The sequence below is a fragment of the Arthrobacter globiformis genome (assembly GCF_046536215.2).
Taxonomy (GTDB): domain Bacteria; phylum Actinomycetota; class Actinomycetes; order Actinomycetales; family Micrococcaceae; genus Arthrobacter; species Arthrobacter globiformis_E.
Window position 1 is genome coordinate 164021 of record NZ_JAWMWD020000002.1, and the last position, 26930, is coordinate 190950.

Consider the following 26930-nt stretch of genomic DNA (forward strand, 5'->3'; position numbering starts at 1 on the left):
AAGGATCGGACCAGTTGATGTCACCTTCGAAGTCCTGGGGGAGTTTTAGTGTGTAAAGGCTGGAGGTCCGGGTTTTGGCGCCGCAGGATCCACGGCCCCTACTCAAAATCCCGGATAGGTCCTTTGAAGGATTGTTCATATTCACCGTTGGGGCGGCCTATTAGGATAATCCCGTCCACATATTCGTGGCGTTTTGGCTCGCAGCTTGCTTGGGCGTCTCCTAAACGCTGACATCCAGATTCCCGTAAGTCATCAGGGCGAACCGGTGCCTCCAATAGCAAGGACCCTGGGACACTGCCAGGCAGGCATTCTCCCAGGGTCCTCGATAACCGGTTCAGACTTTCCCAAAGTACCGTGAGAGCTCCCAGTCAGTTACAGCACTGTTGAACTGCTCGACTTCTAGACGACGAGTCGCACCGTAGTACTGAACGAAATCCTCACCCAAATATTTATTCGCGACTTCGCTCTGCTCGAAGAGGTCCACGGCTTCTGCGAGGGTTCTGGGGACAGTGGCGAGAGAACTATCAGCATAGGCGTTGCCGGTGTAGGCAGTGCCGGGATCGAGGTCGCTTTCGATTCCCCACAAGCCGCCGGCCAACATGGCAGCTAGGACGAGGTACGGATTTCCATCTGCTCCAGGGGTGCGGTTCTCAATGCGCGTAAGCCGTTCGGGACCCGTAATCGCTCGAATCGCTGTCGTACGGTTACCAAGCGACCAAGCAACGTGCGTGCCAGCTGCTGATTCGGGCTCGTAGCGTTTGTATGACGTGATGAAGGGTGCGAACACAGCCGTGAACTCCCGGAGGGTACTCGTGAGTCCGGCAATATACTGCCTACCGGTCTTTGACAAGCCGTCATTAGAGGTGTTGTCGTGGAAGACGTTCCGTTCACCTGACCACAGCGACTGATGGACATGCATGCTGGAACCAAAACCACCTGGTGTGGGCTTAGCGATAAAGGACGACGTGTAACCGAGCGATTCGGCGATGCGCTTTACGGCAAACTTGAACAAGAAGCCTTCGTCGGCGGCGCGCAATGCTTCCTGGGGCGTCAAGTTAAGCTCGAACTGAGAAGGTCCACCCTCTGGGACAACGGCCTCAATCCTAACCCCCAGGCTCTGGCACGCAGCCTCGATTGCCGACGTCAGTCCCAGTTCGTTGTGCGCCCGCTCACCGCCGTACATTGTGACACCGCTGGTCATTGGCTCGAGATCGCGGAAGCCCTTGGCGCGTGCGGATTCCGCTGTCTCACGGTAAACGAAGAACTCATATTCGGTCGCCATCCGGGCCGTGAAACCCATTCCTGCGGCGCGATCGACCATCGAACGAAGCAAGTTGCGCGGCATGGCCGAAAGGGGTCGCCCCTGTTCGTCGTGGAAGTCGCAAAGAACCAACGCACTGCCATCAATCCAGGGAACCGATGAAAAGGTGCTGAGGTCAGGAAGCGCCTCCATGTCCGAGAAGCCCGAGTCCCACGAAGGCCACCAGCCCGTGTAGCCGGCTGGCCGAGGCATAATCTCATCCTCGATATCCAGTACGGCCACGACATCGGCAATATGCTGTGCTTCGGCTGGATCCTTTTCGAAGCGCCATCGAGGAATGAACTTACCGCGGGACTGACCGTGGATGTCGGTGCCCATCACGAGCACCCGCTCAATGCCTTCTTTTTCAAGAACGGCGCGTACCTTTGCAATCGCTTCCGCATTGGCGGGGTGGGCGGGGTGTTCCATCAAATCCTCCGACTTTCTTTGAACTTTCTGAGACAATCCTCGACCCGCCGCTTTCTACTGACAATGGACCGGTTTCATGGAGTGGAACTCCTGTTAGTGCGGTCACAGTGTGGTGACGTAGGAGCCCCCGCCACAACAGATCGTGATGTCCGGCCCTTCCCCAAAATTCACGATAACGACCACCGTCAGTCAATCAAGGCGGGCCGGGTCTGTCGCGAGTTCCCACGGAGTCGTGTATGTGTGGAGGATGAAGGGCAAGGGGCCATCTTGGCCAAAGACCACCAGCTCCTACACTGTCGGTACAGTTGCACCCTCAAAGACTGATGTCTTCACGGCTCGTGTGCTGGCAAGCTCGATTGGAGCACCCAAGCACGGCCCGGGGCGCCAATCGCTGGGTCTGCGCCCGTCGGGTTTGAGGGGGCGCTGCAGGAGACACTGGGCCAACGCCCTGCGGAGTCTGTTTGTCCATTAGAACCAGAAAATTGCATCAGAGATCTGCCGCCCAACCGCTGGATCCAGGCCGGGCATTTCTCTTCGACAGGGCCGACTCTGTCAGTGGCGAGCTAGTTGCAGCAGCACTTGAGACAAGAGAAGAATTACGGATGCGTGCGATGTGCTTGTATCAGAGGCGCTTCTGCGGCCCGTGGTCGAAAAACCCGGGGGGGTAACGAGACTCGGTGTAATGCTGTTGATTCCGTATAGTGACCGGTGCCGCGTGAGGCAGGGGAGAGGAAGGCCCGGTCATGCCGGGGGTCTAAGTTTGAGTCGGAACGCTATTCACTTCGTACGTAGTGAATACCTCATAGCCCTCCGTCCGTTCGTACATTGCTCTTGTCTCGGCTCCTGCGGCTGATATCCAAAGTATTGAACTATCCGAGGTGACGGCATCGACCACTCCGGAGCGGATTATCGCGCCTGCTCGTCTAACTTCCACCTGTTGTCCTAATGCTTGTTGCCAGTCAGGTAGCGGGTGAAGGTCCAAAATGTTCTGCTTTCTCACGTTCCCTGGTTTGAGGATCAGTGCGCTGGGGCCGGACGAGGTTGGCACGTTCGGACGGACGCAGTAAGTACTCAAGTACCCACTGGGTCGCGTTGCCTCCCAAACTGGGCATCAAATCGCCTTTGGCAACGTAGCGGAAGGGGTGCGGATCATCCTCTGGTCGCCACCACCCACTTGCTGGGGCATGCACGCCGGTGACTGCTCGAGTACCTGGTCCTAAATTCAGAGATGATGCTCGCCTCATCGAAGGCTGCCCGTGATTCTCGCCGCCGCAGCCTCTCCGGCACCTCTGCTGTGATTGCCGAAGGACAGGTCTTTCCTTCCTTTGGAGGGCTCCCGGCCGGCCGTAGAGGAGCCGGGTGCGCCTGCGGCTGGTGATCCGCCTTGCGAACGGACCGTAGAGAGTCGGTCTTCGAACTTCCGATGGACGAGTGCTCTGCTCTTCATGACTGTTGTCGATTCTCCGGGTCAGTAAACGGTGTTGTAGATGGATGGGGTCTCGTGTCGAACCCCGTTGCTGATGGGCGATGCGAAGCGTTAGAAGGGTCCGTCCTGAACGAGATTTTGCGGTCGGTTACCGCTGGCCAGGGCAGCGAGTTGTGCGGACAGGAACTTAACGATTCGCGGTTCGAAGGCTGAGGCGTTGCCGCCGATGTGCGGCGTGATGAGGGCGTTGGGGGATGACCAGAGGGGGTGGTCTGAGGGAAGCGGCTCGGGATCGACGACATCCAGTGCGCAGTGCAGCCGGCCGCTGAGAACTTCCGCCGTCAAGGCGGCGGTGTCCACGACAGGTCCGCGTCCCACATTGACCACCAGGGCCCCGTCCGGCAAAGCGGCCAAGACGACGGCGTCCACGAGTTGGTGTGTGCGTTCGTTCAGCGGAGTGACGGCGACAAGGATGTCGTGCTCCTTGGCCAGTCCGGCGAGCTCGGAGGATGCGTGGATGTGGCCGACGCTGTCTTCACGGGCTGAACTGCCTACCCGGGTGAGCTCCACTTCGAAAGGCGCCAGGCGTTTGGCGATCTCATTGCCGATGCCACCGACGCCCACCAGCACGACTCGCCTGTCAGCCAGGGAGGATCGCCGCTGCGGCAGCCAGCTTCCGGTCTGCATGTTTCGTACTGCTTCATCGATGCCACGGAGCTTGGCAATGATGAGGCCGATGGCCAGTTCCGCCGTGGCTGCCGCGTGGACGCCTGAGGCGCTGGCCACGGCCGCGGAGGGCCCCGCGGCTTCCCGAACGCCGTCGAATCCCGTGGACTGGGTCTGGACGAATTTCAGGTTGGGCGCCTTGGACAGGGAGCCAAGGACATCAGATGCATCAATGTACGGCAGGACGACGCCATCAATTTCGGCAAGGTCGATGTCCTTCGGATCGGACTTGAGGTCCCAGACCGAGGCCTGGATGCCTGCCGGCAGGGGCTGGAGCCGGGCCAGCAGGTCCTGATCAGGGAAAGTGACTGTGCGGACTGTCTGCATCGGGTGCGCCTCATCGGTAGTTGCCGGCTCAGACGGGATGGCCGGGTCCTCGCGAAGACCATTGACTTGGTCAATCCCAATCTGAGAAACTTTTCTCATGTGTGACAATCATCGCACTTCAGGCAGCGACAGGCAAGAGCTTTGCGGAGGCAAATCGAGATGAATAACCACAGCTTTCGGCCCTTAGTCATCATGGGCGTATCGGGTTCGGGAAAATCGACCATTGGGGCGCTGCTGGCCCAGCGGCTGGGTGTCCGTTTCATCGACGGTGATGACCTGCACCCGGCGCAAAACAAAGAGAAAATGGGGGCAGGCATCCCCTTGGAAGATGGCGACCGGTGGCCTTGGCTCGAGGCCATCGGGCGGACCTTGAAGTCAGGCCAGAGGGACAGCAGCGGCGTCATTGTTGCCTGTTCGGCACTGAAGCGCCGCTATCGCGATCTGCTCCGGGAGTACGCACCGGAGATGGTGTTCGTGCATCTCGAGGGCTCGGCGGAAACACTCGCGGCCCGCATGGCTGGCCGCAACCATGAGTTCATGCCGGTGACGTTGCTGGCGTCGCAGCTGGAAGCCCTGGAACCACTCGAGCCCGATGAAGCCCACGTGCTCTTGGACGTGCGCAAGCCCCCGGCCGAGTTGGTCGAGGAGGCAGTTACAGTCCTGCAGTCCAATACTGCCGCAGCAACGGCGACACCGGCCGCGGGATAAGCAGGAGAACGACTACCTGGTTAACGCGGAAAGCCGGTCCGGGCTGGGTGCCCGGGCCGGCTTTTTGGCTTCTTGCCCGTAGTCAGGCAACCGCACTGCGGCGTTCGCCGATGTCGAAGCCGGGGCCACCTGGGACGGAGTCGATGAGCTTGCGTGTGTAGGGGTGCTTCGGGTTGCCGTAGACACTGTCCACATCACCTCTTTCGACCACTTCGCCGTGGAAGAGCACCATGATTTCATCGCTGACATGGTGGACGACGTCCAGGTCGTGAGAAATGAACGCCATCGTCAGGTCGAGTTCCGCCCGGAGTCGGCTGATCAGGTTCAGGATCTCTGCCTGGACGGACAGGTCCAGGGCGGAGGTGATTTCGTCGGCGATGATCAGCTTTGGTTCCACTGCCAGGGCGCGGGCGATGGCAATGCGCTGGCGCTGGCCCCCGGAGAACTCGTGGGGGTAACGGTCGGCTACCTCGGGGTCGAGGCGGATAGTGGAGAGCCAGCGGGAGATCTTTTCCCGGTGGAGCTTTGGATTGGAGCGGACAGGGTTGATCGCTTCAGCCAGCGTCTGACCGATGGTGCGGCGGGGGTTCAGCGATGAATACGGGTCCTGCGGAATCATTTGGACTTCGCGGTAGATGGCCCGGCGCTGGGTGCGGCTCATGCCCGCCATGTCCTGGCCGTTGATCGAGATGCTGCCTGCACTGAGGGGGTTGAGGCCAACAATGGCCTTGGCCAGTGTTGATTTTCCGGATCCGGATTCGCCCACGATACCGAGCGTCTTGCCGCGTTGGATGGAGGTCGAAACCCCCTTCAGGACCTTGGCTGCAGCGTGCCCTGAGCCGAAGGTGACTTCGAGGTCACGGACTTCCAGGACGGCCTCTGGGCCGGTTGAAGTGCTTGTCACGGCCTTTGCCTCTTTTCTTCGGTGACGTCGGCTCCGGCGGGATCCTCGGGGACCTCGTCGTAGGTGAAGTCTTGGGCGCGGACGGAGACGAGTTCGGCCTTGCGTTCGGCGATGCTTGGGGTAGCGGCGAGCAGGGCCTTGGTGTAAGGATGCCGGACGTTTCCGGCCGCCAGCTGTTCACCGGTAAGGCGTTCGAGAATTTTTCCGCCATTCATCACGATGACCTTGTCACAGAGGGCTTGGACCACGCCGATGTCGTGGGAAATGAAGAGCATGGCTGTGCCCATTTCCCTGTTGATGGTGCGGAACTGCCGCAGTACATCTGCCTGGACAGTCACGTCCAGGGCGGTAGTGGGTTCGTCGGCAATAATGAGCCGCGGATCCGTGACCAGGGTCGAAGCGATCATCGCCCGCTGGAGCATGCCGCCTGAAAGTTCGTGCGGGTGCTGGCTCATGCGCTTTTCCGGCTCGGTGATGCGGATATCCGCCAGGGCTTTGACCATCCGGGCGTAGGCCGTTTTCCTCGACTGGCGCAGGTGAACCCTGCTGACTTCGGTCAGTTGGGAGCCAATTCGAAGGGCAGGATTGAAGCTGGTACCCGGGTCCTGGTACACCAGTCCGATGGAGGTTGCCAGGGCGCGCGGGTCGTTTTTCTTCAGGAGGTTCATCTCGCCCAGCCGCATGGTCCGGGCGGTGACGATAAGTTCCTCCGGGAGCAGGCCCGCGATGGACATCGCGGTCAGTGACTTGCCCGAGCCTGACTCACCCACGAGACCTACGACCTCGCCGGGGTGGATGCTGAGGGAGACACCCTTGACCAGCGGGACGCCGTGAGGCGTGCTGACGGTGAGGTTGTCCACTTCGACCAGGGCTGTCGTATCTGCCCGCAACGAGGCAGGAACCTCGGATGCGGCTTTGACGCTGCCGAACTTCCGTCCGCCGCGCGGGTCGGTCGCCGCGGCGAGTCCATCGCCGATGAGCATGGCACTCAGGCCTGCCACTGTGATCATGATCGACGGCATTACTGCCTGGAGCGGCTGGGAGTAGATGTTGACGAGGGATTCGTTGAGCAGGCGCCCGAAGTCGTACTGGGGGTTCTGCACGCCGAGGCCGATGAAGGACAGGCTGGACAGTTCGATCAGCGTGGTGGCGAACACGGTGGCGGTCAGCACCAGCAGCGGCTCGGCCATGTTGGGCAGCAGATGCCTGGTGATGATCCGTGGACCGGGAACGCCCAGCAGGCGTGCTGTGGAGACGTAGTTGCGTTGGGAAATAGAGGCCGCCATGTTGGCAGTGAGACGGGCGAACGCCGGGATGCTGGCGATAGCAATGGCGAGCACGGCAGAGGACGCACCCTGCCCGAGGATCGCTGCGATCAGCAGCGCGAAGATCAGGCTGGGGTACGCTACGGCAGCATCGATGACGCGCAGGACGGCATTGCGGACCCTCGGTGGCGCGAGCCAGATGAACGTACCGATGAGGACGCCGCCGACGACGGCGATGGCAGTCGTCGCAGCGGTCATCACAAGGGTAAGCCGGGTGGCGACGAGGGAGCGTGCCAGGACGTCCCTGCCGAAGTCGTCGGTGCCCAGCCAGTGCCCGGGACCTGGTCCTTGGGACGGGTTTGGGGTGAGCTTTTCGGCGGCGTCCGAGAGGAACAGGGGTGCGAGGACGCCTACCAGAATCATGACGGTTATCAGGACGATGCCGAGGATGAGTCCGGTGGTCCACCGGAAGCGGCGCTTGGCGCGGCGCGTTTCAGCCATGGGACCTTCCCCCTCCGAGGGTGCGCGGATCGATGATGCCGAGTATGACGTCGACCAGCAGGTTGAGGATGATGGCCAGGAAGCCCAGGACGAGGATGATGCCCTGGATCACCGGGTAGTCCTTGTTGATGATGGCGGTGACGATTTCCTTGCCAAGCCCGGGCCAGTTGAAGACGTTCTCGATGATGATGGCTCCGCCCAGCATGCCCGCCAGGATCAGGCCGGCAAGGGTGAGGGTGGTGGTCATCAGGTTGGGCAGCGCATGGCGGGCATACAGCCGCAGCGCCGGAAGCCGCCGGCCGCGGGCCGTCCTGAGGTAGTCCTGCTCCAGGACGGTGGCGGTCTCGCGGCGGACCACGCGTGCGATGGAGCAGATCGGAGCGATCGACAGCCCTACCACGGGCAAGATCAGGGAGCTCAGGGTCGCCGCGCCCGCGGCTGGGAGGACCTTGAGGACAATCGCAAAGACGACGACCAGCATGGTGGCGATGACGTACTGCGGCACGGCCTGGAAAAAGCCGGTGAGCATTCCAAACGAGACATCCATCCACTTCCTGCGGCCTCCGCGGGTCAGGATGCCTACAGCCATGCCGGTGGGGATGGAGATCAGCAGGGTCACCAGGATGCCGAGGATGGCGATTTCGGCGGTGAACGGCAGCTTGGTGGCAATGATCGAGGACACCGACGTGCTGTAGGCGAAGGACTCGCCAAGGTTGCCTGTGAACAGGTGCCCGATGTACTGGATGAATTGCAGGTGCAGGGGCTGGTTTAGTCCCAGGTTCTGCCGGATCGCTTCGATTTGTTCGCTGGTGGCGTCGGCTCCGGCAACCGCCACGGCGGGATCGCCGGGGATCAGCGGCACCATGAAGAAGGTCACGACGACGAGAAGAGCCACGGACAGCAGGACGCCCCCGGTCCGGCGAAGGGCGTAGCTGCCCCAGGGCGAAAGACCCCGGGGGGCACCCCGGGAGCCCGAAGGGGCGGCTCCCGGGGTTTGGCTCTCCTGAAGGATGACAGCTTCCTTGGAGAGCATCGTGGGTTCGGTCATGTCCTGAACCTTTACTTACTTGGTGATCCGCAGGGTGCCGTAGTCGACAATGCCTGAGGGTGCCTGGATGGAGAATCCCGGGCGCTGGGCGACGATCTGTGGTTCGCCAACGAACGGGTAGATGTCGTTGTCTTCGAGGGCGCTGATCTGTGCCTTCGTGTAGGCATCGCACCGCTGGGTGTCATTAGTGGCTGCCTGCGCCGTGGAAATGTCGGCGAGGATATCGGCGTTTTCGCCGCCGCCGATGTTGCGGCCACCCTTGTCGGTGGGAACACCGGCGATGCGGGTCAAGGAGGCAGCTACGGTTCCGACGAAGTTGGCGTCACCCTGGACGGTCATGTCCCAGGTTTCAGGCTTGGTCTGGGTCATGGTCGCCCACGTTCCGTTGTCCACGAGGTTCAGGTCAACTGTTGCACCGGCGGCGCGGAGGGCTTCCTGGACGTAGGTGCTGCCGGCGCCGTTGGGGCCGATGCTGGTGGTGCCCACCATTTTGAACGTCTTGCCGGCAAGAACCGCCTTGGCCGCTGCAGCGTCTTCCTTGGTGATGTGCGAGTTGTCCTGGAGGGCGCAGGCCACAGTGGGAGCGACGATGGAGTTGTACGTGATGCCCTTGTTGGCGTACGCCGCGGCGTTGAAGGCCTGCTGGTTCATCAGCTGGGCCACCGCTTTCCGGAGCGCCGGATCAGTGAAGGGGCTGCCGGGCCGCTGGTTGAAGAGCAGGAAGATGCCGGCAAACGGGACCGTGGTGATCGTGTAGTCCTTATTGCCCTCGAAGCGGCCCGTGTCGGCCGGTGCGATGTCAGAGACATCCATCTCGCCCGTAAGGAGCTGGTTGGCTACCGTGGTCTTGTTGACCCCCGGGAAGAACCGTACGGTCTTGGCGGGGGTTCCTTGCGGCGCCTTGGACCACTTTGGCCATGCCTTGTAATCCTGGCGCAGGGTCATGTCGTAGCTGACGCCGTGGCCGGCCTTGGTCAGCGTGTAGGGGCCGGAGAAGGCACCCTGTACAGTTCCCTTCGCCAGGCCGTCGAGGTCGGCGAAACCGGCGGGGCAGATTATGCCGGTCTGGGCGAGGGTCAGGCCTCCGATGAGCTCGGACCACGGCTGCGCCAGCTTGATCGAAACGGTGCCGGCACCATCGTCAGCGGTGATGGTGGGCTGGCCTGGACCGAAGACCAGCTTGCCGAAGTTGTTCTTGGTGGCCGGATCGGCGAAGTAGTTCAGGGACTTGGCCACGATGGTGGGGGTAATGGCCGTGCCGTCGGCACAGGTCGCGTCCTTGCGGATGGTCAGAGAAGCATCCGTCGCAGTGGACTTCCAGTCAGTGGCGAGTCCGCCGATGAACTTACCGTCCGCGTCGCGGCGGACAACGGTGTCGAAGAGGAAACGCGCCACTTCGTAGTCATCCTTGGCGTTGGCCTTGGCCGCATTAAAGGTGGTGGGGTCGGCGTTTAGGGCTGTGCGGATGGTGTCCGTTGACGGGCCGGCAGCGCCGCTGTTTCCTCCGGAGGCTGTGGTGCCCGTGGTACAGCCGGTCAGCAGCAACGCTGCTGCCGCCGCGGCCGCGGCAAGGGAGGTAACTCGTCCATGCATGGTGTCTCCTCGATACAAGCATTAATCTGCGAGAAACTTCGCGAATGAGAAGAGTTTCTCTTATTGCGCAGGGCAAGTCAACGAAAATTTGTGAGCTGACACACTCTCGTTACATCGGCGACCGGAATTTACACGTCGGCAACAAAGCCCCCGGTCCAGCCCCTTGACGGATTGGCAAACAAACGCGAAACTTTTCTCATATGTGATTGCCGCCTCATTTGATCCAGCTGATCTCCGGGGCCGGCGTCGTCCGAACCAGCAAAGGTGACAAGCATGGCAACAACCCTTGAACTCACGGTCCGCAAAGCCACCTGGACGCGGCCGCCGCGGGAACTGGTCAAGGCCTTCGAGGCCTTTCCGGTGGCCAACATCGGCGACGCCATGGAACGACTGGGCATCGTCGATGGCGGGATTAGTGCCATCTGGTCCGGCGCCCACTGCGTCGGCTCCGCCCTCCCGGTCCTCGGCGCGGCGGGTGACAACGCCGCCGTGATCGAGGCGCTGAACTACATCCAGCCCGGCGACGTGGTGGTAATCAACGGCTTCGGCCACGAGCACAGGGCCCTCGTGGGCGAGCAGCTGTCCCAGCGGTTCGAAGCCGCAGGGGCAACCGGCGCCGTGATCGATGGCTATGTCCGCGACCGGCACACGATCACCGAGATCAAATTCCCCGTCTTCGCCCGGGGCGTCACCCCTGCGGGTCCATTCAAAAACGGCCCCGGCGTTATCGGCGAACCCGTCGCCATCGGTGGCATTGTCTGCGCCGCCGGTGACATCGTCGCCGCTGATGATGACGGCGTCGTCATCATCCCCCAGGCCCGAGCAGCCGAAATCCTGGAACGCGTCATCGCCGTCGCCGCCCACGAGGCCGAAATGACGGCCGAAATTACCCGGGAATACAGCTGACCGCAGCTACCCGGCGTCTTGAACCAGCCCTAGACTGAAAGACATCCAATGACTACTGCATCGACGGACTCAGTGGAACTGAACACCGCACAAATCAAGGTCGTCACCGCCGACGGCAAAGTGGTGCGAAAGGCAACCTTCGCCGGCACCATGGGCTCCTTCGTGGAGTGGTACGACTATGGCATCTACGGGTTGCTGACGACATACCTGGCCATCAACATCATGGGGTCCAAGGACGCCGGATCGCTCCTGTTGACCAACGTCGGATTCCTCGTCAGCTTCCTCGCCCGTCCCTTCGGCAGCGTCATCTGCGGCTATCTGGGCGACAGACTGGGCCGCAAGAACCTGCTGGCCGTCCTGCTGCTGATGATCTCGGGCGCCACGGCGTGCATCGGCCTCATCCCTTCCTCGTCCGTGATCGGCTGGGCCGCCCCGGCGCTGCTGATCCTGTTCCGCATCCTGCAGGGCTTCTCCGCCGGCGGCGAGGTGGCAGGAGCCATGGCCTTCGTGGGCGAATACGCGCACAACCGCCACCGCAATTTCGCAATGAGCTTCATCGCCGTGGGATCCTTCTGCGCCCTGCTCTTCGGCAGTGCCTTCTCCGCGGTCCTGATCACCACGCTCGGTGATTCCACCATGGAATCCTGGGCCTGGCGCGTTCCGTTCCTCTTCGCCCTCCCGCTGGGATACGTTGGCTACTACATCCGTTCCAAGATGGAAGACACCCCGCACTTCGCCGCGCTGCGTGAGCGCAACGAAGTGGAACGCAACCCGCTGCGCTCCGTCTTCACCTCCAAGCGTCACCTGAAGGCCATCGCGCTGACGATCTTCCTGCCCGCTCTGAACGGCCCCCGCTACTACCTGCTCTTCGCCTACATGCCTACCTACCTCAAGACCCAGCTCGGCACGGGCAACAACTTCTCCATGGTGCAGGCACTGACCGTTACCGCTTTCAGCCTCGTGGCGATCATCATCGCCATTCCGCTGATGGCCCGCCTCTCCGACCGCGTTGGCCGCAAACCCGTCATGATCCTGTCCGCCGTACTGATGGCAGTTGTCTCCTACCCCATGTTCGCCATGATCACCACCGGCAACATGCTGCTTGCCTGCGTGGCAACCGTCGTGCTGGCTATTGCGTTCTCCGGTCACGCCGCCGTCGTCCACACCGTCTTGACGGAGATGTTTCCCACCACCGTCCGCTACAGCGCTTACAGCATCGGCTTCAGCATCAGCACCATCATCTTCGGAGGCAGCGCCCCGCTGGTCATGACGGAAATCATCAAGGCCACCGGCAACAGCATGGTCCCGGCCTACGCCTCCATCGCCACTGCCATCATCACCTTGGTGTCCGTCTTCTTCCTGAAGGAAACCAAGGGCCAGCCGCTGGCCACCCACTAAAGCAACCCGCATGGCGGCGGCCTGCCGCCTTGCCGGCAAACGACCACCGTTGCACCACAGCACCAGAAGCACCACACGAACCATAGGGAGTCACCTTGGGCATCAACTCAGTCGCCGTCGTCGCAGACCTCGGCGAAAGCTACGGAAATTACACCATCGGCGACGACGACGCCCTGCTGGGTCTGGTCACCGCCTCCAACATCGCCTGCGGCTTTCACGCCGGCGATCCGCGCGTCATGGATGCCACCGTGAAGTCCTGTGTGGAGCGCGGCATCGAGCTGGGCGCCCACCCCGGCTACCCGGACCTGGTGGGCTTCGGCCGCCGCCTCATCGAAGCCAGCGAAGAAGAGATCCGCACAGATGTCCTCTATCAAATCGGTGCCCTGGACGCCTTTGCCCGGATCCACGGCGGCAAGATCAGCCACGTAGCCCCGCACGGCCGGATGGGCAGCATCGCCCAGACCGACGCCAAGCACGCCCGCGCCATCACCGACGCGGTAAAGGCCTACGACCCTTCCTACATCGTCATCTGCCAAAACGGCCTGCTTGCCGACGAATCCCGCAAGCGCGGGCTTGAAGTGGGCTACGTGTTCCTTGCCGACCGGGGCTACGGTGAGGACGGAATGCCTGTCTCCCGCAGCACGGAGGGCGCCCTGCTGCACGACCCCGAAGAGATCGGCCGCCGCGTTGTCCAGGTGGTCACCGAGGGGACCGTGCGCGCTGTGACCGGCAAGGTGGTCCCACTCGGTCATGACGCCGATGTCGTCCTGCTGCACGGGGACCATCCCCAGGTCCTGCAAAACGGCACGGCCCTGCGCGCAGCCCTGGACAAAGCCGGTATCACCGCTACCGGGCTCCAGGAAGTCCTTGCCGAAAAGGCAAAAGCAGCAGCCGCAGTCTGAGCTCTCCCTTGACCGCCGTCAGCACCGTCGAGCAGGACAGATGATCACGCAACCACCGTCAGCAGCCGCCCTCCGCCCGCCCGGCCTGGAAGCAGAACCTTTCGGGGATTCAGCTCTCATGCTCAGGATCGCCGACAACGACGCCGAGGCCCGGCGGACCGGGGCGCGCAGGCTGCGGGACATCCTCCTGAACGTCCGTCCCTACGGAATGCTGAACCTCGTGGCAGGAGCTGAATCGCTGCTGGTGGAGTTCGACTGCCTGTCCGTCAGCCACGGCCAACTGGCCCAGACAATTCGTCTGGCCGTGGCTAACCTGGGACTCGATGACACTGGCGGCGGCGCCGGGGCTAGGGAGTTCATCCTCCCCATGGTGGTCAGCGCCGAGTTCTCCCCGGACCTCCCGGTCGTGGCCGAGGAACTCGGACTCAGCCAGGACGCCACACTCGCAGCGCTGACTTCCTCCGTGCTGACCATCAATCTGCTTGCGGCCGCCATGGCCCCCATGATGGCCGGCGTTAATTTCCCTGGCCAGGTCAGCCGGTGCGCCGAGCCCAGGACGGATGTCGCTCCGGGTTCGGTGATGGTGGCCGGGACCAGCGCAATCATCCAGCCGTTCCCCGGGCCAAGCGGCTGGAAGGTCATCGGCCGCACGCCCTTGACCATTTGTGACATCCACGAGAATCCTCCGACGTCATACCAACCAGGGGATCGCGTCAGGTTCGAGGTCATTGCCGAAAGCCGCTGGACAGAGCTGAAAGGCCAGTTCCTCCGGCCCGCACACCAGCAGGAAGGCGGCCGGCATGGATCCGACGCGTGAGCAGGACGTAACCATCACCATCAGCGAGTCCGGCTGGTTATCCACCTTCCAAGACTTGGGCCGGGAGGACTCGGAGTACCTCGGGGTACCCTGCGGCGGTGCCGCCGACCAGCTCTCTGCCGCCACCGCGAACATCCTGGTAGGCAACCGGCGGGGAGCGCCACTGATGGAAATCATGGGCGGACGGTTCGCCTTCACCGCCTCCCGGGACGTCTTCATTTCCGTCACCGGGACCCCGGCGGACGTTATTGTCGGGGGAGTACCAGTAGGTATGTGGCAGCCGGTCTGCGTACCGGCTAAAACCCGCGTGCTCATTACCAACGCGCGGGACGGGATGCGCAACTACCTGGCATTCAGCGGTGAGCTCGATGCGCCACGCTTCATGGGCAGCGTCGCGCCGGAGTCACGGATGGGTTTCCCGCAGCAACTCGCCGCCGGCCACAAGGTGGGGCTGGACAGCCGCTACCAGGGATTCAGCCAGCCTTATCTGGGCCAGCCGCTGTTCCGGCTACCGGTACCCGTACCGGACTTCAGCGCCAACGTGTGGACCATCGATGTGGTGGGCGGGCCGGAAACAGCAGGGACGCCAGGTATCAGGGAACTCTTGAGTGGCAGCGTCTACACCGTGGGCCCTAAATCCAACCACGTCGGACTCCGTCTGAACGGGCCTGTTATCCACCCGGAGGGGCTCGGCGAAATCATCTCGCACGGCGTTCCGATCGGCGCCTTCGAGATCCCCCACGGCGACGAACTGATCATCCTGGGCCGTTCACGGACCCTGACCGCCGGCTATCCCATCGTGGCAGTCGCCGCCAAAGCCTCTCTGCCACTGCTTGGCCAGGCCCGCCCCGGCCGGAAGATGACCTTCCGCTGGCTCAGCAACGAAGCCGCCGTGGAACGTTGGAGGGAGCAGCAGCGTCTACTCACGGCCCTGGAAGACAGAGTGCAGAGCCTGTTCGCCGCCGTTGGGCTCCCTTTACACGAAGCGCCGGGAAGCAGCCCGCCGGACATCCGGGCAGCATAAATACTGTTGACGCCGCGAGTTTCAAATGAGAAACTATTCTCAAATAGAATTTTGTTCTTGTTTAGCGGGTTATCCCGGCGCGGTGCGGTGCCACGCACCGCACCGCGCCGGAAGAAGGAGAGGCACTATGAAGCTACTGAACGGCAAGGTCGCCATCATCACCGGCGCCGGAACCGGCATGGGCCGCGAGACCGCCAAGCTGCTCGCCGCCGAAGGGGCCGCCCTGGTGCTCGTGGGGCGCCGGCAAGACATTCTTGACGAACTGTCCGCAGAGATCACGGCAGCCGGAGGACGGTCCCACGTCCGGACCGCAGACATCGCCAACAAGGACGAGGTCAATACGCTCGTGGCGTGGACCCGGGAGAACGTTGGGCCGGTGGACATCCTTATCAACAACGCCGGCAGCGCCAGCAAAGTCCTCAACGTACGGTGGATCGCCGAGGAGGAATGGAACCAGGTCCTGGACGTCAACCTCAATGCCGTGTTCCTGCTCAGCCAGGCCGTGTTGCCGGACATGCTCGGTCGCAACACCGGGACCATCATCACGGTGTCCTCCCTCGCCGCGGTGAACCCCAACCTGCTCGGCGGAGCCGCTTACGGTGCCGCGAAGGCCGCGGTCCGGAACTTCATGACCTACCTGCACACCACTTTCCGGAACGACGGGCTTCGCGCGGTCACCATCCTGCCTGGCGAAACGGCGACGCCCATCCTGGACAACCGCGCCCGGCCGCCCCGCCAGGAGGAACGGGACGCCATGGTTCAGCCCGAGGACGTGGCACGCGCCATCCACCTCGTGGCAACCCTGCCACAGCGGACCGTCGTCCAGGAACTAGTCATCGCCCCCACCATGCAGCGGGACACCTCCGGTGATATCGAAATCAGCCGCTGGACCGGCGCCCCCGCAGAGCACGTCCCCGAAACCGCCGCAGACCAGGCAACCGCCTAGGACCACGGTCCCCGCGGCACACCCTTCGATTTCTTGTCTGAAAGGACACCATGACCATCCCTGCATCCCCCCGCGTCCTCACCTTCCCGCCGTCGGAAGCAGTCCAGCGGGTACTCCGGACATCCCTTCGCGTCCAGCAGCCCCAGTCCAGCGGCGACCTGGTGTCCCTGGCCATGGGCGAACCCGACTTCGAGACCCCGCAGCAGGTCCGGGACGCAGCTGCGAAGGCGTTGCAGGACGGCCACACGCACTACTCACCCCTGCTGGGTGAACCGGCGCTGCGGGACGCGCTGGCCGCGCGGATCGGCACGCTCCTGGGTTCTCCCGTCAGTACCGGCGACATCCTGATCACCCAGGGCGGCACTGCAGGACTGGCGGCGGCCATCCTCGGAACGGTCAACCCCGGAGACAGGGTCGTCATCCCGGACCCCACCTATTCGCTGTACGCGGACCTGGTCAGCATGGCCGGCGGCACCATCGTCCCCGTGCCTTTGGCGGAGGACCTGCACTGGGACCTGGAAAAGCTGGCCGCTGCGCTGGAGGGTGCGAAGATGTTCGTCTTCTGTAACCCCTCCAACCCCACGGGCATCGTCCACTCCCGCGCGGAGCTGGAGGCCCTGGCCGGCATGGTGGCCGGAACGGACATCCTGGTGCTCTCTGACGAGGCCTACAGCGATCTGGTCTACACCCCTGAGCCGTTTACCTCCGCCCTGGAAATCGAAGGCCTGGCCGGGCGCACCATCTACTGCCAGACCTTCTCCAAGAGCTACGCCATGACTGGCTGGCGCGTGGGCTACCTCTGGGGCCCCTCCGACGTCTTGGCCGCCGCGGCCCGGGTGCACAACACCTTTAACGGCTCCATGAACACCGCCGTGCAGCTGGCCGCCCTCACCGCACTGGAAACCTGCGGCCCCGACATCGAGCGGATGCACGCCTCCTACAAGGGCCGCCGGGAACTGATGTACAACGGGCTCAAGGACATTCCGGGGTTGACGGTCAGCTCACCGGAGGGAGCGTTCTACCTGTTCCCCAAGTACGACGCGGACCTGCCCGCAGCAGAAATGGTGGCGCACCTGCGCAACCACGGTGTGGCAGTACGGCCCGGCAGCGAGTTCGGCCGCAACGGGGAATTCCACCTAAGGCTTTCTTACGCCGCCAGCGCCGAAGCTATCGCCACCGGGGTGGAACGGCTGGCCGCCGGCCTGGCAGCCCTGAAGTAGCAACACATGGCCACCATCAGCACAGCTTCCGGGTTGCGCAGCGATACGCTGCGCAACCGGAAGCACATCATCAGATCCGCCGGCAGGCTCTTCGCAGAGGGCCGTCAGGCCACTATGGCTGACATCGCCCGGGCCGCGGAAGTCTCCACCGCCACCGCATACCGCCACTTTGCCTCTGTGGACGAGGTTCTTGCGCGCTTCCGCTTCGACGTCGGCAGTGAGCTCCTGGAGTACAGCCGCCAGCAGCAGGTTAGCGGGCTGGCAATGCTGCGTGTGGTCAGCACGAAATGGGTGGAACTCGTGGTCACCCACGGTCGGGCGATGGTCCACACGAGGTCGGGCGAAGGCTACCTCGCGCGGCTGCGCACCGGCGCCACGCACCTGACCGTGCAGGCTGACGCGCTCAGCCCGGCGTTGCGGGACACCTGCCTGGAACTCGGTGTTGATGATCCAGGTGACGAAGCCATGTTCCTGTGGAACATCCTTTTCGATCCCCGCGAAATCTTCGATCTGATCGATACCTTGGGGCTGGGCCCCGAGGACACTGCGCGGCGCTTGGTCGCCACGTTGGTTGCCGCTTTGAAAGGCTGGTGCAGCCCGGAGGCCGGGCACAGGCCATAAGCTGGGTAGCAACAGAAAGGGGCTGGGGAGTGCGAAGCGACACCCAACGTAACCGCAGGGAACTCGTCAACGCCGCCGGCGCGCTCTTTGCAGCACGCCGCGGACCTATCAATATGACGGACATCGCCAAGCACGCCGAGATCTCCACAGCTACTGCCTACCGACATTTCGCCTCCGTCGAGGACGTTCTGGCGGAATACCGCTTCAACGTGGGCCAGAAGCTGCGCGATTACAGCCTGAAACAGAGCACCGGTGGCCTTGAACTCCTCGAAGCTGTCAGCCGAAAATGGGTGGATCTGGTGGTAAAGCACGGCGGTGCCATGCTCTACACCAGGTCCGGGGAGGGGTACCTTGCCCGTCTGCGCAGCGGCGCCTACTACCTCACCGTCCAGGCAGAGGCCCTGGAACGGCCGCTGGGGGAGGCCTGTGCTGAGCTGGGCCTTAGCCCTCTGGGAGATGAAGCGATGTTCCTGTGGAACATTCTTTTTGATCCCCGTGAAATTCTCGATCTCATCAACACGGTCGGGCTGACCAAACAACAGGCCACCGAACGGCTGGTTGCCGCGCTCCGCGGAGCTCTCGTCGGCTGGGACCAAGACAAATCAGGGAAAAGTAAAGCAGCGGGCTGAACCCTGGTTGTGGCAGTCGACCTGCGGGTCGTTGCGTCTTTCAGCCCTGTTGGGTCAACCGGACGCTTCGAAGGGTGATCCCGCGCATTTCGCTGCGGATTATCTCGACGGGGATCGCGGCCAGCGAAGCGATTTCGAACAAGTCCAGCTGATTCGACTTCAGTGCCATCACGGTCAGTGACCGGCGACGGGCCTCCAATTCCGATTTCCGATCGATGGCAGCTGCCAAAGTCTGGCTGGCGCTGCGGATCGCGCTGAGATGGGACGCGGTCCGCCATCCTAACGGGGCAAGGTCTGCATAACCCAAGCCGAGCCGACGGCGGACGTCTACCTTCTTAACACCCGCTGCTTCAGCGATTGCAGCCACCGCCACTCGGTCGGCCAGTGCCTGCGCAACAGTTTCGTTCCGGTGGCCCATGGCAGTCCGGATGTTGGTATCGGCTTGAGCGATGTGTTGGCGATTCAATGCCAACTGACTTCGGAGCGTTTCCTTGTCGATGGCCGCAAAGCGTCGACGTCCACCTGCCTGAAGCGGTTGGACTGCCACGCTAATGCCTTCCTGCCGCAGGCTCCAGCACCCAAACTACGGGAGCTCCGGCGAAGGACGGCATAAGGCTGCCTTCGAAGAATAACCGGCCGTTTTGCCGGTCGCCGTTCGGATTCCACCTGCCACTATCCGGACAGTGCGTTCCAGTGTAGGCGGTGACGGTCCGGGACGGGCGGCAGCGCCGGGCGTTTATTTGCAGGGTTGACATCATTGTGGCTCCTGGTTGCTGGGCGGTTGTTAGTCGCGGAAGGAGATGAGCACCTTGCCGGACTGTGTAGGGTCCTTGGCGAGATTGAAGGCCTCCAGCGCCTGGGTGGAGGGAAATTCGTGGGTCACTACCGGCTCGACGTACAGTGATCCGTCCGCCAGGGCGGCGAGGACGCTGTCGATCTCGTCGTTGAAGCGGAATGAGCCCACCAGTTCCAATTCCCGGGTGATTGCCAGCGAGATGGGGACGGGCTGGTCGCCGGTGGGAAGCAGGCCCACCATGACGACCCTCCCGCCACGCATGGCGCCGCGCAACGCTGAAGCGAGGCCACGGTGGTTGCCGGAGGATTCCAGGACGACGTCGGCCTCAACGGAGGCGATGGCCTCGGAGTCCGTGGCCAGAATGGTGTCAGTGGCGCCCACTGCCCTGGCGATCTTCAACGGCGCTTCATGCATGTCGACGGCGATGATTTCCGTGGCGCCCGCACGCTTTGCCACGGCCACGATCAGGCTGCCGATGGGGCCGCTCCCAATCACAAGGACACGCTTGCCGCGCAGGTTCCCGGCCTGGGCGACGGCGTGCCAGGCGACGCTGGCGGGTTCGGTCAGGGCGGCGGCGCGCAGGTCCAGCCCAGCGGGCAACGGGCGGAGCATCCTGGCAGGCAGCACCGAATAGCGGCTGAACGCGCCCTGCGTATGGGGAAAGCGGGCCGCGCTGCCCAGGTACGTGCATCCGGGCGAAAGGTTGGGCCGGTCCTCGGGGTATTTTGCCGGACCGGGCCCGGGGGTAGCGGGGTGAACGGCCACGTTGGTTCCGACGGCGGGTCCGGTCCCGTCCGCCGCTGCCTGCACCACAGTGCCCACTACTTCGTGGCCGAGCACCAGTGGAGCGCGAAGGATGGATTCACCGGCGGCGCCGTGCAGCCAGTAGTGCAGGTCGGAACCGCAGATGCCGCCATAGGCGATGTCCACCACGGCCTCGTGGGGTTCGGGTGGCGCGTGCTCGATGGTTTCGATCCGCAGGTCGCCGACGCCGTGGACCACCACGGCGGGGCCGGTCACGGTTTTTGTTGCTGTTGTTGTCATGTCAGACCACCGTTGTCATTCCGCCGTCGATGAAAATTGTTTGTCCATTGACATAGTTGGAGGCGTCCGAAGCCAGCCAGGTCACCGGGCCGGAGAGGTCATCCACGGTTCCCCAGCGGCCTGCCGGGGTCCGCCCGAGGATCCAGGAGTTGAAGGCTTCATCGTCAACGAGGACCTGGGTCATCTCGGTGTGGATGTAGCCCGGGGCGATGCCGTTGATCTGCAGCCCGTGGGATGCCCATTCAGCGGTCATCGCGCGGGTGAGGTTCCGCAGCCCGCCCTTGGCGGCGGTGTAGGCCCCGATAGTGGGCCGGGCAAGGTCCGACTGGACGGAGCCGATGTTGATAATCTTGCCCCGATTGCGGTCCAGCATACGGCGGGCGGCCTCCCGACCCACCAGGAATGCGCTCGTGAGGTCGGTAGCGAGCACCCTGTTCCAGTCCGCAAGCTCCAGTTCCAGCAGCGGTACGCGGTGCTGGATGCCGGCGTTATTGACGAGGATGTCCAGAGGCCCGAATGCATCTTCCGCTTCGGCGACGCCCGCGGCCACAGCTTCTTCCGAGGTGATGTCGAAGGAAACGGCGCCTACCTTGTCCCCGCCGAAGTCTGCCGACAGCTCCTTGCGGGTAGCTTCCAGGCGGGCAGGGTCAAGGCCATGAAGTACAACGGCCGCACCCGCCTTCGCAAGGCCGTTCGCCAATGATTTCCCGATGCCCCTGCTTGATCCGGTGATCAGGGCTGTCCGCCCGGTCAGATCGAAGGGTGAGGGGTGGTCCATGGAAGTGCCTCTTCTCGACGTTCACTGCGGGGCTCGGGCGTGCTGTACGCCACGTTTACGAGCCTACGATTGTGGAACCAGAGAGTCAAGAATAATTTCTCATTTGCGATAGGTTTATTATTTCGGTCCCGCTGCTCCGCGAAAGGGCATATGGGTGTGCGGACCGGGACGATCTCACCATGATTAGCCGAAGCAGGGGAGACCCTTCCCGTTCGCGGTTGGTGCGAGACCGGGCCTGCGAGTCGGCAGGACCCCCCGGCCGGGCGTCCTGCCGGGCTGGACCACCCTTGCCCCGCGGTCAAGATTTCCTAATGGGCGGCCCAGCGCGCTCTAGTCCTCGAGGTCCTTGACAATCTCCTGAAGGGTCCCGATGAAGGATGAGATGTCGTCGTCGGTCATCGGGAGTGACAAGGAGAACTCTCCGCGATGAACGGGGAAGAACCCGCGGTTCGCTAGCTCAAGCGAGCAAATCTGGGTCTTTTCTCCGTCGATGTTGCGCCAGTAGTCCCGGTGAGTCATCACGCTAAGATCGGCAGATTTCATGTAGGCGTAGGCAAGATGGGAAAAGCCCTTTCCGTACACCTTGAAAGAACTGTTCCGCGCGGCGCTCCATTCATTCATCTCCGACATGATGCGTCCAGCTTGGGTGTTGAGCTTGTCGAAGGCTGCCTGGTCCATTGTCCTCATGCATGCAGCGCCTGCGATGAGGGCAAGTCTGTGTCCGTGATGGGTGCCGGAAATTGTCACCTGCCCTGTTTCCAGGACGTTCATGACTTCCGCGGACCCTCCCAGTGCGCCGAGCGGGAGCCCGCCGCCGATGATCTTTCCCATAACAGTGAGGTCCGGTGTCACGCCGTAGATGCCCTGCAGGCCGTGGTAACCGGCGCGAAGGGTGATGGTTTCGTCGAAGATCAGGACGATCCCTAGTTCTTTGGTCAGGGAGCGGAGTTCCTCAACGAACGCCTGGTCCAATGTGACCAGGCCGCCAGCTCCGCTTTCGAGTTCAAGGATGAGGCAGGCGATGGAGTCCGCATTGGCTCGAAGGATTCGTTCACATCCTGCACGGTCGTTTTGGGAAAGCATGACAACGTTTTCCACGTCCTCGACGGGGATACCGCCGCTGTCCGGCATGGCCCTCGGGTCGGCATCCGTACCGCCTTCCGCGGGAGTGGGGTGGGAGGAGATGTGGAGGAGATCGCTGAAACCGTGGTAACCGCCCTCAAACTTGGCAATTTTTGTTTTTCCTGTGTAGGCCCGGGCGACACGAACGGCGCTCATGCACGATTCAGTGGCGGAGCAGGAGAATCGGACCTTCTCGACCGAGGGGATGCGGTCGATGAGGATCTGCGCGAGTTCAGCTTCTGCAGTGCTCGGGTTACCAAAGGAAACGCCAGACGGAATTGCATCCAGCAGCGCAGAAGTGATCGCAGGGTGATTGTGCCCCAGGACGTTGACCGTGAAGTTGTTGTTGAGGTCGAGCATTCGGTGCCCATCAACGGTTTCAAAGTAGGCGCCGTCCCCCTTGTCTGCGAACACGGCGTGGGGTCCGAAGTTGAAAGAAACCCTGCTGTATCCGCCAGGTATCAGCTTTTTACCTTTTCGGCTCAACGCTGCGGACTCCGCGAACTTCGCTGTGAATGCCTGGACGCTCACGTCAATGGACAACCTGCTCATTGCTACTCCATCTCATGGTTGCCGACCGGATAACGCTCTTCGGAGAGCTGATCAGCGCTGGATTCTCCGCCCTATACTCAGATTGACGGATCTATTCATCGTCGAATCGCTGCCCTTTATGTGCAATGCACAGTCCGCGATCGGCCTATCGCTAATTACGATTGCATTTGCCCAAGGTGGTCCCCGATCTGGATCATGAAGGGATTTTCGGAGTAAACGCCTGGCTCTAGTCGGGGCGCGCGACGAGAGCAACCTTCGTTGCCGCAATAGATCAGGCGGGTTTCTGGACGGCGGATCCCAAACTTGGAGCTTATCTGTGAAGCCACAGCCAGGCCTGCCAGTTATGTTCGCCTGCCTCAAAGGGGCGTCTGCAAGGCGGTCAGCTCGCCTGGTTCGAACTTGTCAACCAACGATCGTTCGGCAAACGGGACACGGCACCAGCAGGCATCGAGCATCCTCACGGCAACCCGATCCCGATCTGCGATCGGCCGATCTTGGAATAGGCGTTGTCCAGCGCATATGACGGGCATCATGCTTTTCTCATCCAACTAACGCAGGCTATGAGGTCCTGCCGGGCCCTCGCTGATACCAGACACGACGCGACGCCCCAGTTTTTCACAACACATAGATCGAGGGTTTGTATGGGCAACGTGCAGGAACTATTGATTCAGAACGCAATTGTCCGGACCGTCGATGATAGGGACTCTGTACACTCGGCAATCCTGCTTCGAGGAGGGCGTATCGTCGCTCTCGGCACGGATGCCGAGTTGCAAGCACTAAGCTCACGTCGCGCCGAGATCTTCGACGCGGGTCGGAGGACGGTGGTTCCTGGCTTCATCGATGCCCACAACCATTTGAGCGTTGCAGCGTTCGATCCCATCGCCGTTGACTGCTCCACCCCGCGGCTCGCCACTCTCGACGAAGTTTTGGCAGCCATTGAGTCCCACTGCAAGGAACTGCCTGGCGGACAGTGGGTCCGCGGCATCGGCTTCCATGCCTCCCAAATAAGGGAGCAGCGAAATCCCACCCGGTATGAACTGGACGAGGTTGCTCCTCACAACCCGTTCTTCCTGATCGAATCCAACTGCCACGCCGGCCATGCAAACAGCCTCGCTCTTGAGGCGGTCGGCATCGATGCCTGCACTCCTGATCCTTGGGGAGGAAACATCGAGCGGGACGCAAGTGGCGTCCCTAGCGGGACCTTGTTTGAGACCGCTTCCAACCTGTTGCACTCCGCTTCGTGGGAGGCCTATGCAGAACGGGACTGGGACCGCGCTGTTGACCTCTTGGAGGCGAAAGCCCGAGAATATCTGGCCGTTGGTCTGACGGGAGTGGGCGACGCCTGCGTTACTACTCGCGCGGCAGAACTTTACCGCCGTGCCGATGCTGCCAAGCAACTTCCCCTCACACTTCAACAACTCCACGGAGGAGACCACTTCTTCTCACAACAAGACCTTCGGCGATCTGACATCGTCGAACGGATCCACCAAAGCGACAGCCACATGCTGCGCGGCGGAACGATGAAGATCTTCATGGACCGTGCCTACCCGGACGGCCCCGGCCTCCATAAGATGCACGACGGATGCAGCAAACACGTGGGAACAAACTTCTACAACCCACGGGAGGTTCATGACCTTGCAGTGCAGGCCACCAAGCTGGGCATTAACCTCGCAATCCACGGGATGGGTAACTGCGCTGTCGATGCGGTTTGCGACGCATACGAAAGCGTCCGCAAACTAGTGGGCGACGATGCAGTCCTGCGCCTCGAACACGCCTTCATCGCCGAACCTGCACAGGCACCGCGGTTAGCCTCCCTCGGAATCGACCTGGTGGCGAATCCCGGACTCGCCTACAAAGATGGGCTCTTCTTTGACAGCTGGCGCGGCGAAAACCAGCAGCACCTCCGCGTCCTTCCGCTGCGTTCCATGATCGACGCCGGCGTACGGGTGAGCTTCGCTTCCGACCACCCCTGCGGCACCTACTCGCCCGCCGAAATCATGTGGAGCGCCGTCGCGCGCCGCCATCACAGTGGAGCCCTGGTTGACCCTGATGAGGCCGTCACCGCAGCGGAAGCCCTGCGCGCCTACACCATCAACCCCGCCCACGCCTCGGGGCGTGCCTCTGAAGAAGGCAGTCTGGAAGTCGGCAAGCGCGCAAACCTCGTAGTCCTGGACCGCGACCCTCTAACCGTCGAGACAAATGGCCTTCGCTCCATGAACGTTGACCGGACCTACGTAGACGGCCAGTTGGTGCATGAACGTAAAACAGCCGCCCCGCTGGCCGCGAAGTAATACCGACGACGCGCCGTACACTCCCCGCGCACCCTGGCAATCGAACTGCTCTCGGTATGTAGGCAACCAGTCACCCATTTGAGTTATGGCCCATTACGTAGCTAACCGCTAGTGGACTTTTGCCTCTGGCCGAGGCGCGAGACCTCAAGTATCTATCCATTCCGTCCTGCTCCCGAAAGGGAGCGTCCATTGATAAGGAGACGCCGATGTCTCAAGTTAATTCATCCCCTGCACCGCCAAAAAGTGAGGACCCGGGCTCAAGAGGCCGGACGGCACTCATTGTTGCTTTCTCTGCTCTCGCGGCCTTCCTGCTTTTGATGGCACCTGCGGTTGCTACCCAGTTGCAGCTTCAACTAGGGCTGCGCCCATCACAGACCGGCGATCTCTTCGCCGTGGAACTGGGCGCCACCAGCCTTGCCTCCCTTCCTGCTCTTTACTGGATCAAGAAGGCAAACCTGCGCAAAACTGCCCTCATTTTCGGCCTTATCTACACGGTCGGAAACGTGATCTCCATGTTCCTCACAACCTTTGAAACCTTGATAGCCGTGCGCAGTGTCACCGCTTTCGCCGGCGGCTCACTCATGGTCTTGACGATGTCTTTGGCAGCCCAGGCACGCGATCGCAACCGCGTGTTTGGCTGGTGGACGGTCGGGCAGATCGCCCTAGGCGCTGCGGGATTGGCCGTTCTTCCCCCACTGTTCACATCGTTTGGCATAGCACCCCTATATCTATCCATGGCCGCCTTGATGGCAATATCACTCCCCCTGGTACGGTTTCTCCCCCGTCATCCACTGACTCGTCCGGCGGAGGGTACGACAACAGGTCCTGCAACGAAGCCGAACATCATAAAGGTAGTTGCGGCCCTGGCAGCATGCCTGCTCTTCTACGTGGGCTTGATCTCTATCTGGACCTTTATGGGCGGCTTCGCCGCAGCAGCGGGAATCGCACCAGCAACGACCAGTCTGGTGCTTTCGATCGCCACGGTCATCGGAATCGTTGGGTCCTTTGCGGCCACAATGGTCGGCGGATCGATCAACCGCCGATTTGTCCTCCTGGGCGGATATCTGGCAATGGTGCTGGCCATTGCGCTGTTGTTGGGTGTCGACAATGCCCTGCGCTTTGGAGCTGCGGCTTTGATACTGAAGTTCGCCTGGCCGTGGACCCTGCCCTTTCTCATGTCAACGCTGGCGGATCTGGATCCACAGGGCAGGGCAACTAACCTGGCAAACTTGGCCATCGGCGGAGGCTTAGCCCTCGGTCCGCTCATCGCAGGTCGTGTAGTCGAAGCGACTGGAGGATTCGACTCCCTGGTATTCATTGGAGTACCGGCGGTCATCATCTCGCTCGTTCTCATTATTTTCTCCCAACCCACGGGACGTAAATTTTCTCCGGCTAAGGAAATTGGCCATTCGGAAACTACCCCGACCGCATCCCCGCGTTAGGAATGGTTTGTTTTCGAACCCACCAGACACGTTGGTCGATGCCCCCTGCTTAAGGTCGTCCTCGACCTCGGGCGTTAGTGTTTGAAGTCGGGTCAAGAACGTGTGGCTGTGGGAAACGGCCACAGTGACGGTCCGTGGCACGGACAGCGTTCAAGGCAATGCCTGAAATGCAGCAGCAGCCGCCGGACTCCGAGAATTCCGCGGCTGCTGCGGCA

Annotated in this window: 22 protein-coding genes; 12 read left to right on the forward strand and 10 right to left on the reverse strand. The window is 62.2% G+C overall.

Going from position 1 to position 26930, the window contains the following annotated elements:
* Positions 1-334 precede the first annotated feature (334 nt).
* Together R5O87_RS23655 and R5O87_RS23660 are read right to left on the reverse strand one after the other, a co-directional pair.
* The gene (locus R5O87_RS23655; RefSeq protein ID WP_410554624.1) at positions 335-1729 is read right to left on the reverse strand and encodes a glutamine synthetase family protein; all 1395 of its coding nucleotides are present in this window, start codon (positions 1727-1729) and stop codon (positions 335-337) included.
* A 1537-nt stretch (positions 1730-3266) separates the two neighbouring features.
* On the reverse strand, positions 3267-4208 hold the full coding sequence (locus tag R5O87_RS23660; protein WP_410554625.1) for a 2-hydroxyacid dehydrogenase: 942 nt from the start codon (positions 4206-4208) through the stop codon (positions 3267-3269).
* A 159-nt stretch (positions 4209-4367) separates the two neighbouring features.
* On the opposite strand from R5O87_RS23660, the gene R5O87_RS23665 reads away from it, so the two are divergent.
* On the forward strand, positions 4368-4916 hold the full coding sequence (locus R5O87_RS23665; protein ID WP_410554626.1) for a gluconokinase: 549 nt from the start codon (positions 4368-4370) through the stop codon (positions 4914-4916).
* Between the two features lie 82 nt (positions 4917-4998).
* Here R5O87_RS23665 and R5O87_RS23670 read toward each other — a convergent pair whose 3' ends face one another.
* From R5O87_RS23670 to R5O87_RS23685, 4 genes are read right to left on the reverse strand one after another with little or no spacing between them, the layout of a single operon-like run.
* On the reverse strand, positions 4999-5820 hold the full coding sequence (locus R5O87_RS23670; RefSeq protein ID WP_410554627.1) for an ABC transporter ATP-binding protein: 822 nt from the start codon (positions 5818-5820) through the stop codon (positions 4999-5001).
* Positions 5817-7586: a dipeptide/oligopeptide/nickel ABC transporter permease/ATP-binding protein gene (locus R5O87_RS23675; RefSeq protein WP_410554628.1), complete on the reverse strand. Its 1770-nt coding sequence runs from the start codon at positions 7584-7586 to the stop codon at positions 5817-5819. Before R5O87_RS23675 ends, R5O87_RS23670 begins: the two co-directional genes overlap by 4 nt.
* Positions 7579-8634: an ABC transporter permease gene (locus R5O87_RS23680; protein WP_410554629.1), complete on the reverse strand. Its 1056-nt coding sequence runs from the start codon at positions 8632-8634 to the stop codon at positions 7579-7581. The genes R5O87_RS23675 and R5O87_RS23680 overlap by 8 nt, the downstream gene beginning before the upstream one ends.
* Before the next feature lie 15 nt (positions 8635-8649).
* Positions 8650-10227, reverse strand: a complete 1578-nt coding sequence (locus R5O87_RS23685; protein WP_410554630.1) for an ABC transporter substrate-binding protein — start codon at positions 10225-10227, stop codon at positions 8650-8652.
* 273 nt (positions 10228-10500) lie between these two features.
* Between R5O87_RS23685 and R5O87_RS23690 the strand changes: the two genes are divergently transcribed.
* From R5O87_RS23690 to R5O87_RS23730, 9 genes are all read left to right on the forward strand, one after another.
* Positions 10501-11133: an RraA family protein gene (locus R5O87_RS23690; RefSeq protein WP_410554631.1), complete on the forward strand. Its 633-nt coding sequence runs from the start codon at positions 10501-10503 to the stop codon at positions 11131-11133.
* Positions 11134-11181: 48 nt separating this feature from the next.
* Positions 11182-12531, forward strand: a complete 1350-nt coding sequence (locus R5O87_RS23695) for an MFS transporter (protein WP_410554632.1) — start codon at positions 11182-11184, stop codon at positions 12529-12531.
* A gap of 95 nt (positions 12532-12626) precedes the next feature.
* Positions 12627-13433, forward strand: coding sequence for a LamB/YcsF family protein (locus R5O87_RS23700; RefSeq protein ID WP_410554633.1), 807 nt, complete (start codon positions 12627-12629; stop codon positions 13431-13433).
* A 40-nt stretch (positions 13434-13473) separates the two neighbouring features.
* Positions 13474-14250, forward strand: a complete 777-nt coding sequence (locus R5O87_RS23705; RefSeq protein WP_410554634.1) for a carboxyltransferase domain-containing protein — start codon at positions 13474-13476, stop codon at positions 14248-14250.
* Positions 14234-15274 carry a 5-oxoprolinase subunit C family protein gene (locus R5O87_RS23710; RefSeq protein WP_410554635.1) on the forward strand — a complete coding sequence of 347 codons (1041 nt, stop codon included), beginning with the start codon at positions 14234-14236 and terminating at the stop codon, positions 15272-15274. Before R5O87_RS23705 ends, R5O87_RS23710 begins: the two co-directional genes overlap by 17 nt.
* Before the next feature lie 127 nt (positions 15275-15401).
* Positions 15402-16220 carry an SDR family oxidoreductase gene (locus R5O87_RS23715; protein ID WP_410554636.1) on the forward strand — a complete coding sequence of 273 codons (819 nt, stop codon included), beginning with the start codon at positions 15402-15404 and terminating at the stop codon, positions 16218-16220.
* A gap of 50 nt (positions 16221-16270) precedes the next feature.
* Positions 16271-17440: a pyridoxal phosphate-dependent aminotransferase gene (locus R5O87_RS23720; RefSeq protein ID WP_410554637.1), complete on the forward strand. Its 1170-nt coding sequence runs from the start codon at positions 16271-16273 to the stop codon at positions 17438-17440.
* Between the two features lie 6 nt (positions 17441-17446).
* Positions 17447-18061: a TetR/AcrR family transcriptional regulator gene (locus R5O87_RS23725; RefSeq protein ID WP_410554638.1), complete on the forward strand. Its 615-nt coding sequence runs from the start codon at positions 17447-17449 to the stop codon at positions 18059-18061.
* Between the two features lie 29 nt (positions 18062-18090).
* Positions 18091-18690 (forward strand): TetR/AcrR family transcriptional regulator, encoded by a 600-nt coding sequence (locus tag R5O87_RS23730; RefSeq protein WP_410554639.1) that lies wholly within the window; start codon positions 18091-18093, stop codon positions 18688-18690.
* A gap of 40 nt (positions 18691-18730) precedes the next feature.
* Here R5O87_RS23730 and R5O87_RS23735 read toward each other — a convergent pair whose 3' ends face one another.
* From R5O87_RS23735 to R5O87_RS23750, 4 genes are all read right to left on the reverse strand, one after another.
* Positions 18731-19237: a hypothetical protein gene (locus R5O87_RS23735; protein ID WP_410554640.1), complete on the reverse strand. Its 507-nt coding sequence runs from the start codon at positions 19235-19237 to the stop codon at positions 18731-18733.
* A 237-nt stretch (positions 19238-19474) separates the two neighbouring features.
* Complete coding sequence (locus R5O87_RS23740; RefSeq protein WP_410554641.1) at positions 19475-20530, reverse strand: L-idonate 5-dehydrogenase; 1056 nt, start codon at positions 20528-20530, stop codon at positions 19475-19477.
* 1 nt (position 20531) lies between these two features.
* Positions 20532-21308, reverse strand: coding sequence for an SDR family oxidoreductase (locus R5O87_RS23745; RefSeq protein ID WP_410554642.1), 777 nt, complete (start codon positions 21306-21308; stop codon positions 20532-20534).
* A 330-nt stretch (positions 21309-21638) separates the two neighbouring features.
* Positions 21639-22982 carry an aspartate aminotransferase family protein gene (locus tag R5O87_RS23750; RefSeq protein ID WP_410554643.1) on the reverse strand — a complete coding sequence of 448 codons (1344 nt, stop codon included), beginning with the start codon at positions 22980-22982 and terminating at the stop codon, positions 21639-21641.
* Positions 22983-23623: 641 nt separating this feature from the next.
* On the opposite strand from R5O87_RS23750, the gene R5O87_RS23755 reads away from it, so the two are divergent.
* Positions 23624-25273 (forward strand): amidohydrolase, encoded by a 1650-nt coding sequence (locus R5O87_RS23755; protein ID WP_410554644.1) that lies wholly within the window; start codon positions 23624-23626, stop codon positions 25271-25273.
* A gap of 206 nt (positions 25274-25479) precedes the next feature.
* Entirely contained in the window at positions 25480-26715 is a 1236-nt protein-coding gene (locus R5O87_RS23760; protein WP_410554645.1) for an MFS transporter, read from the forward strand.
* Positions 26716-26930 lie beyond the last annotated feature (215 nt).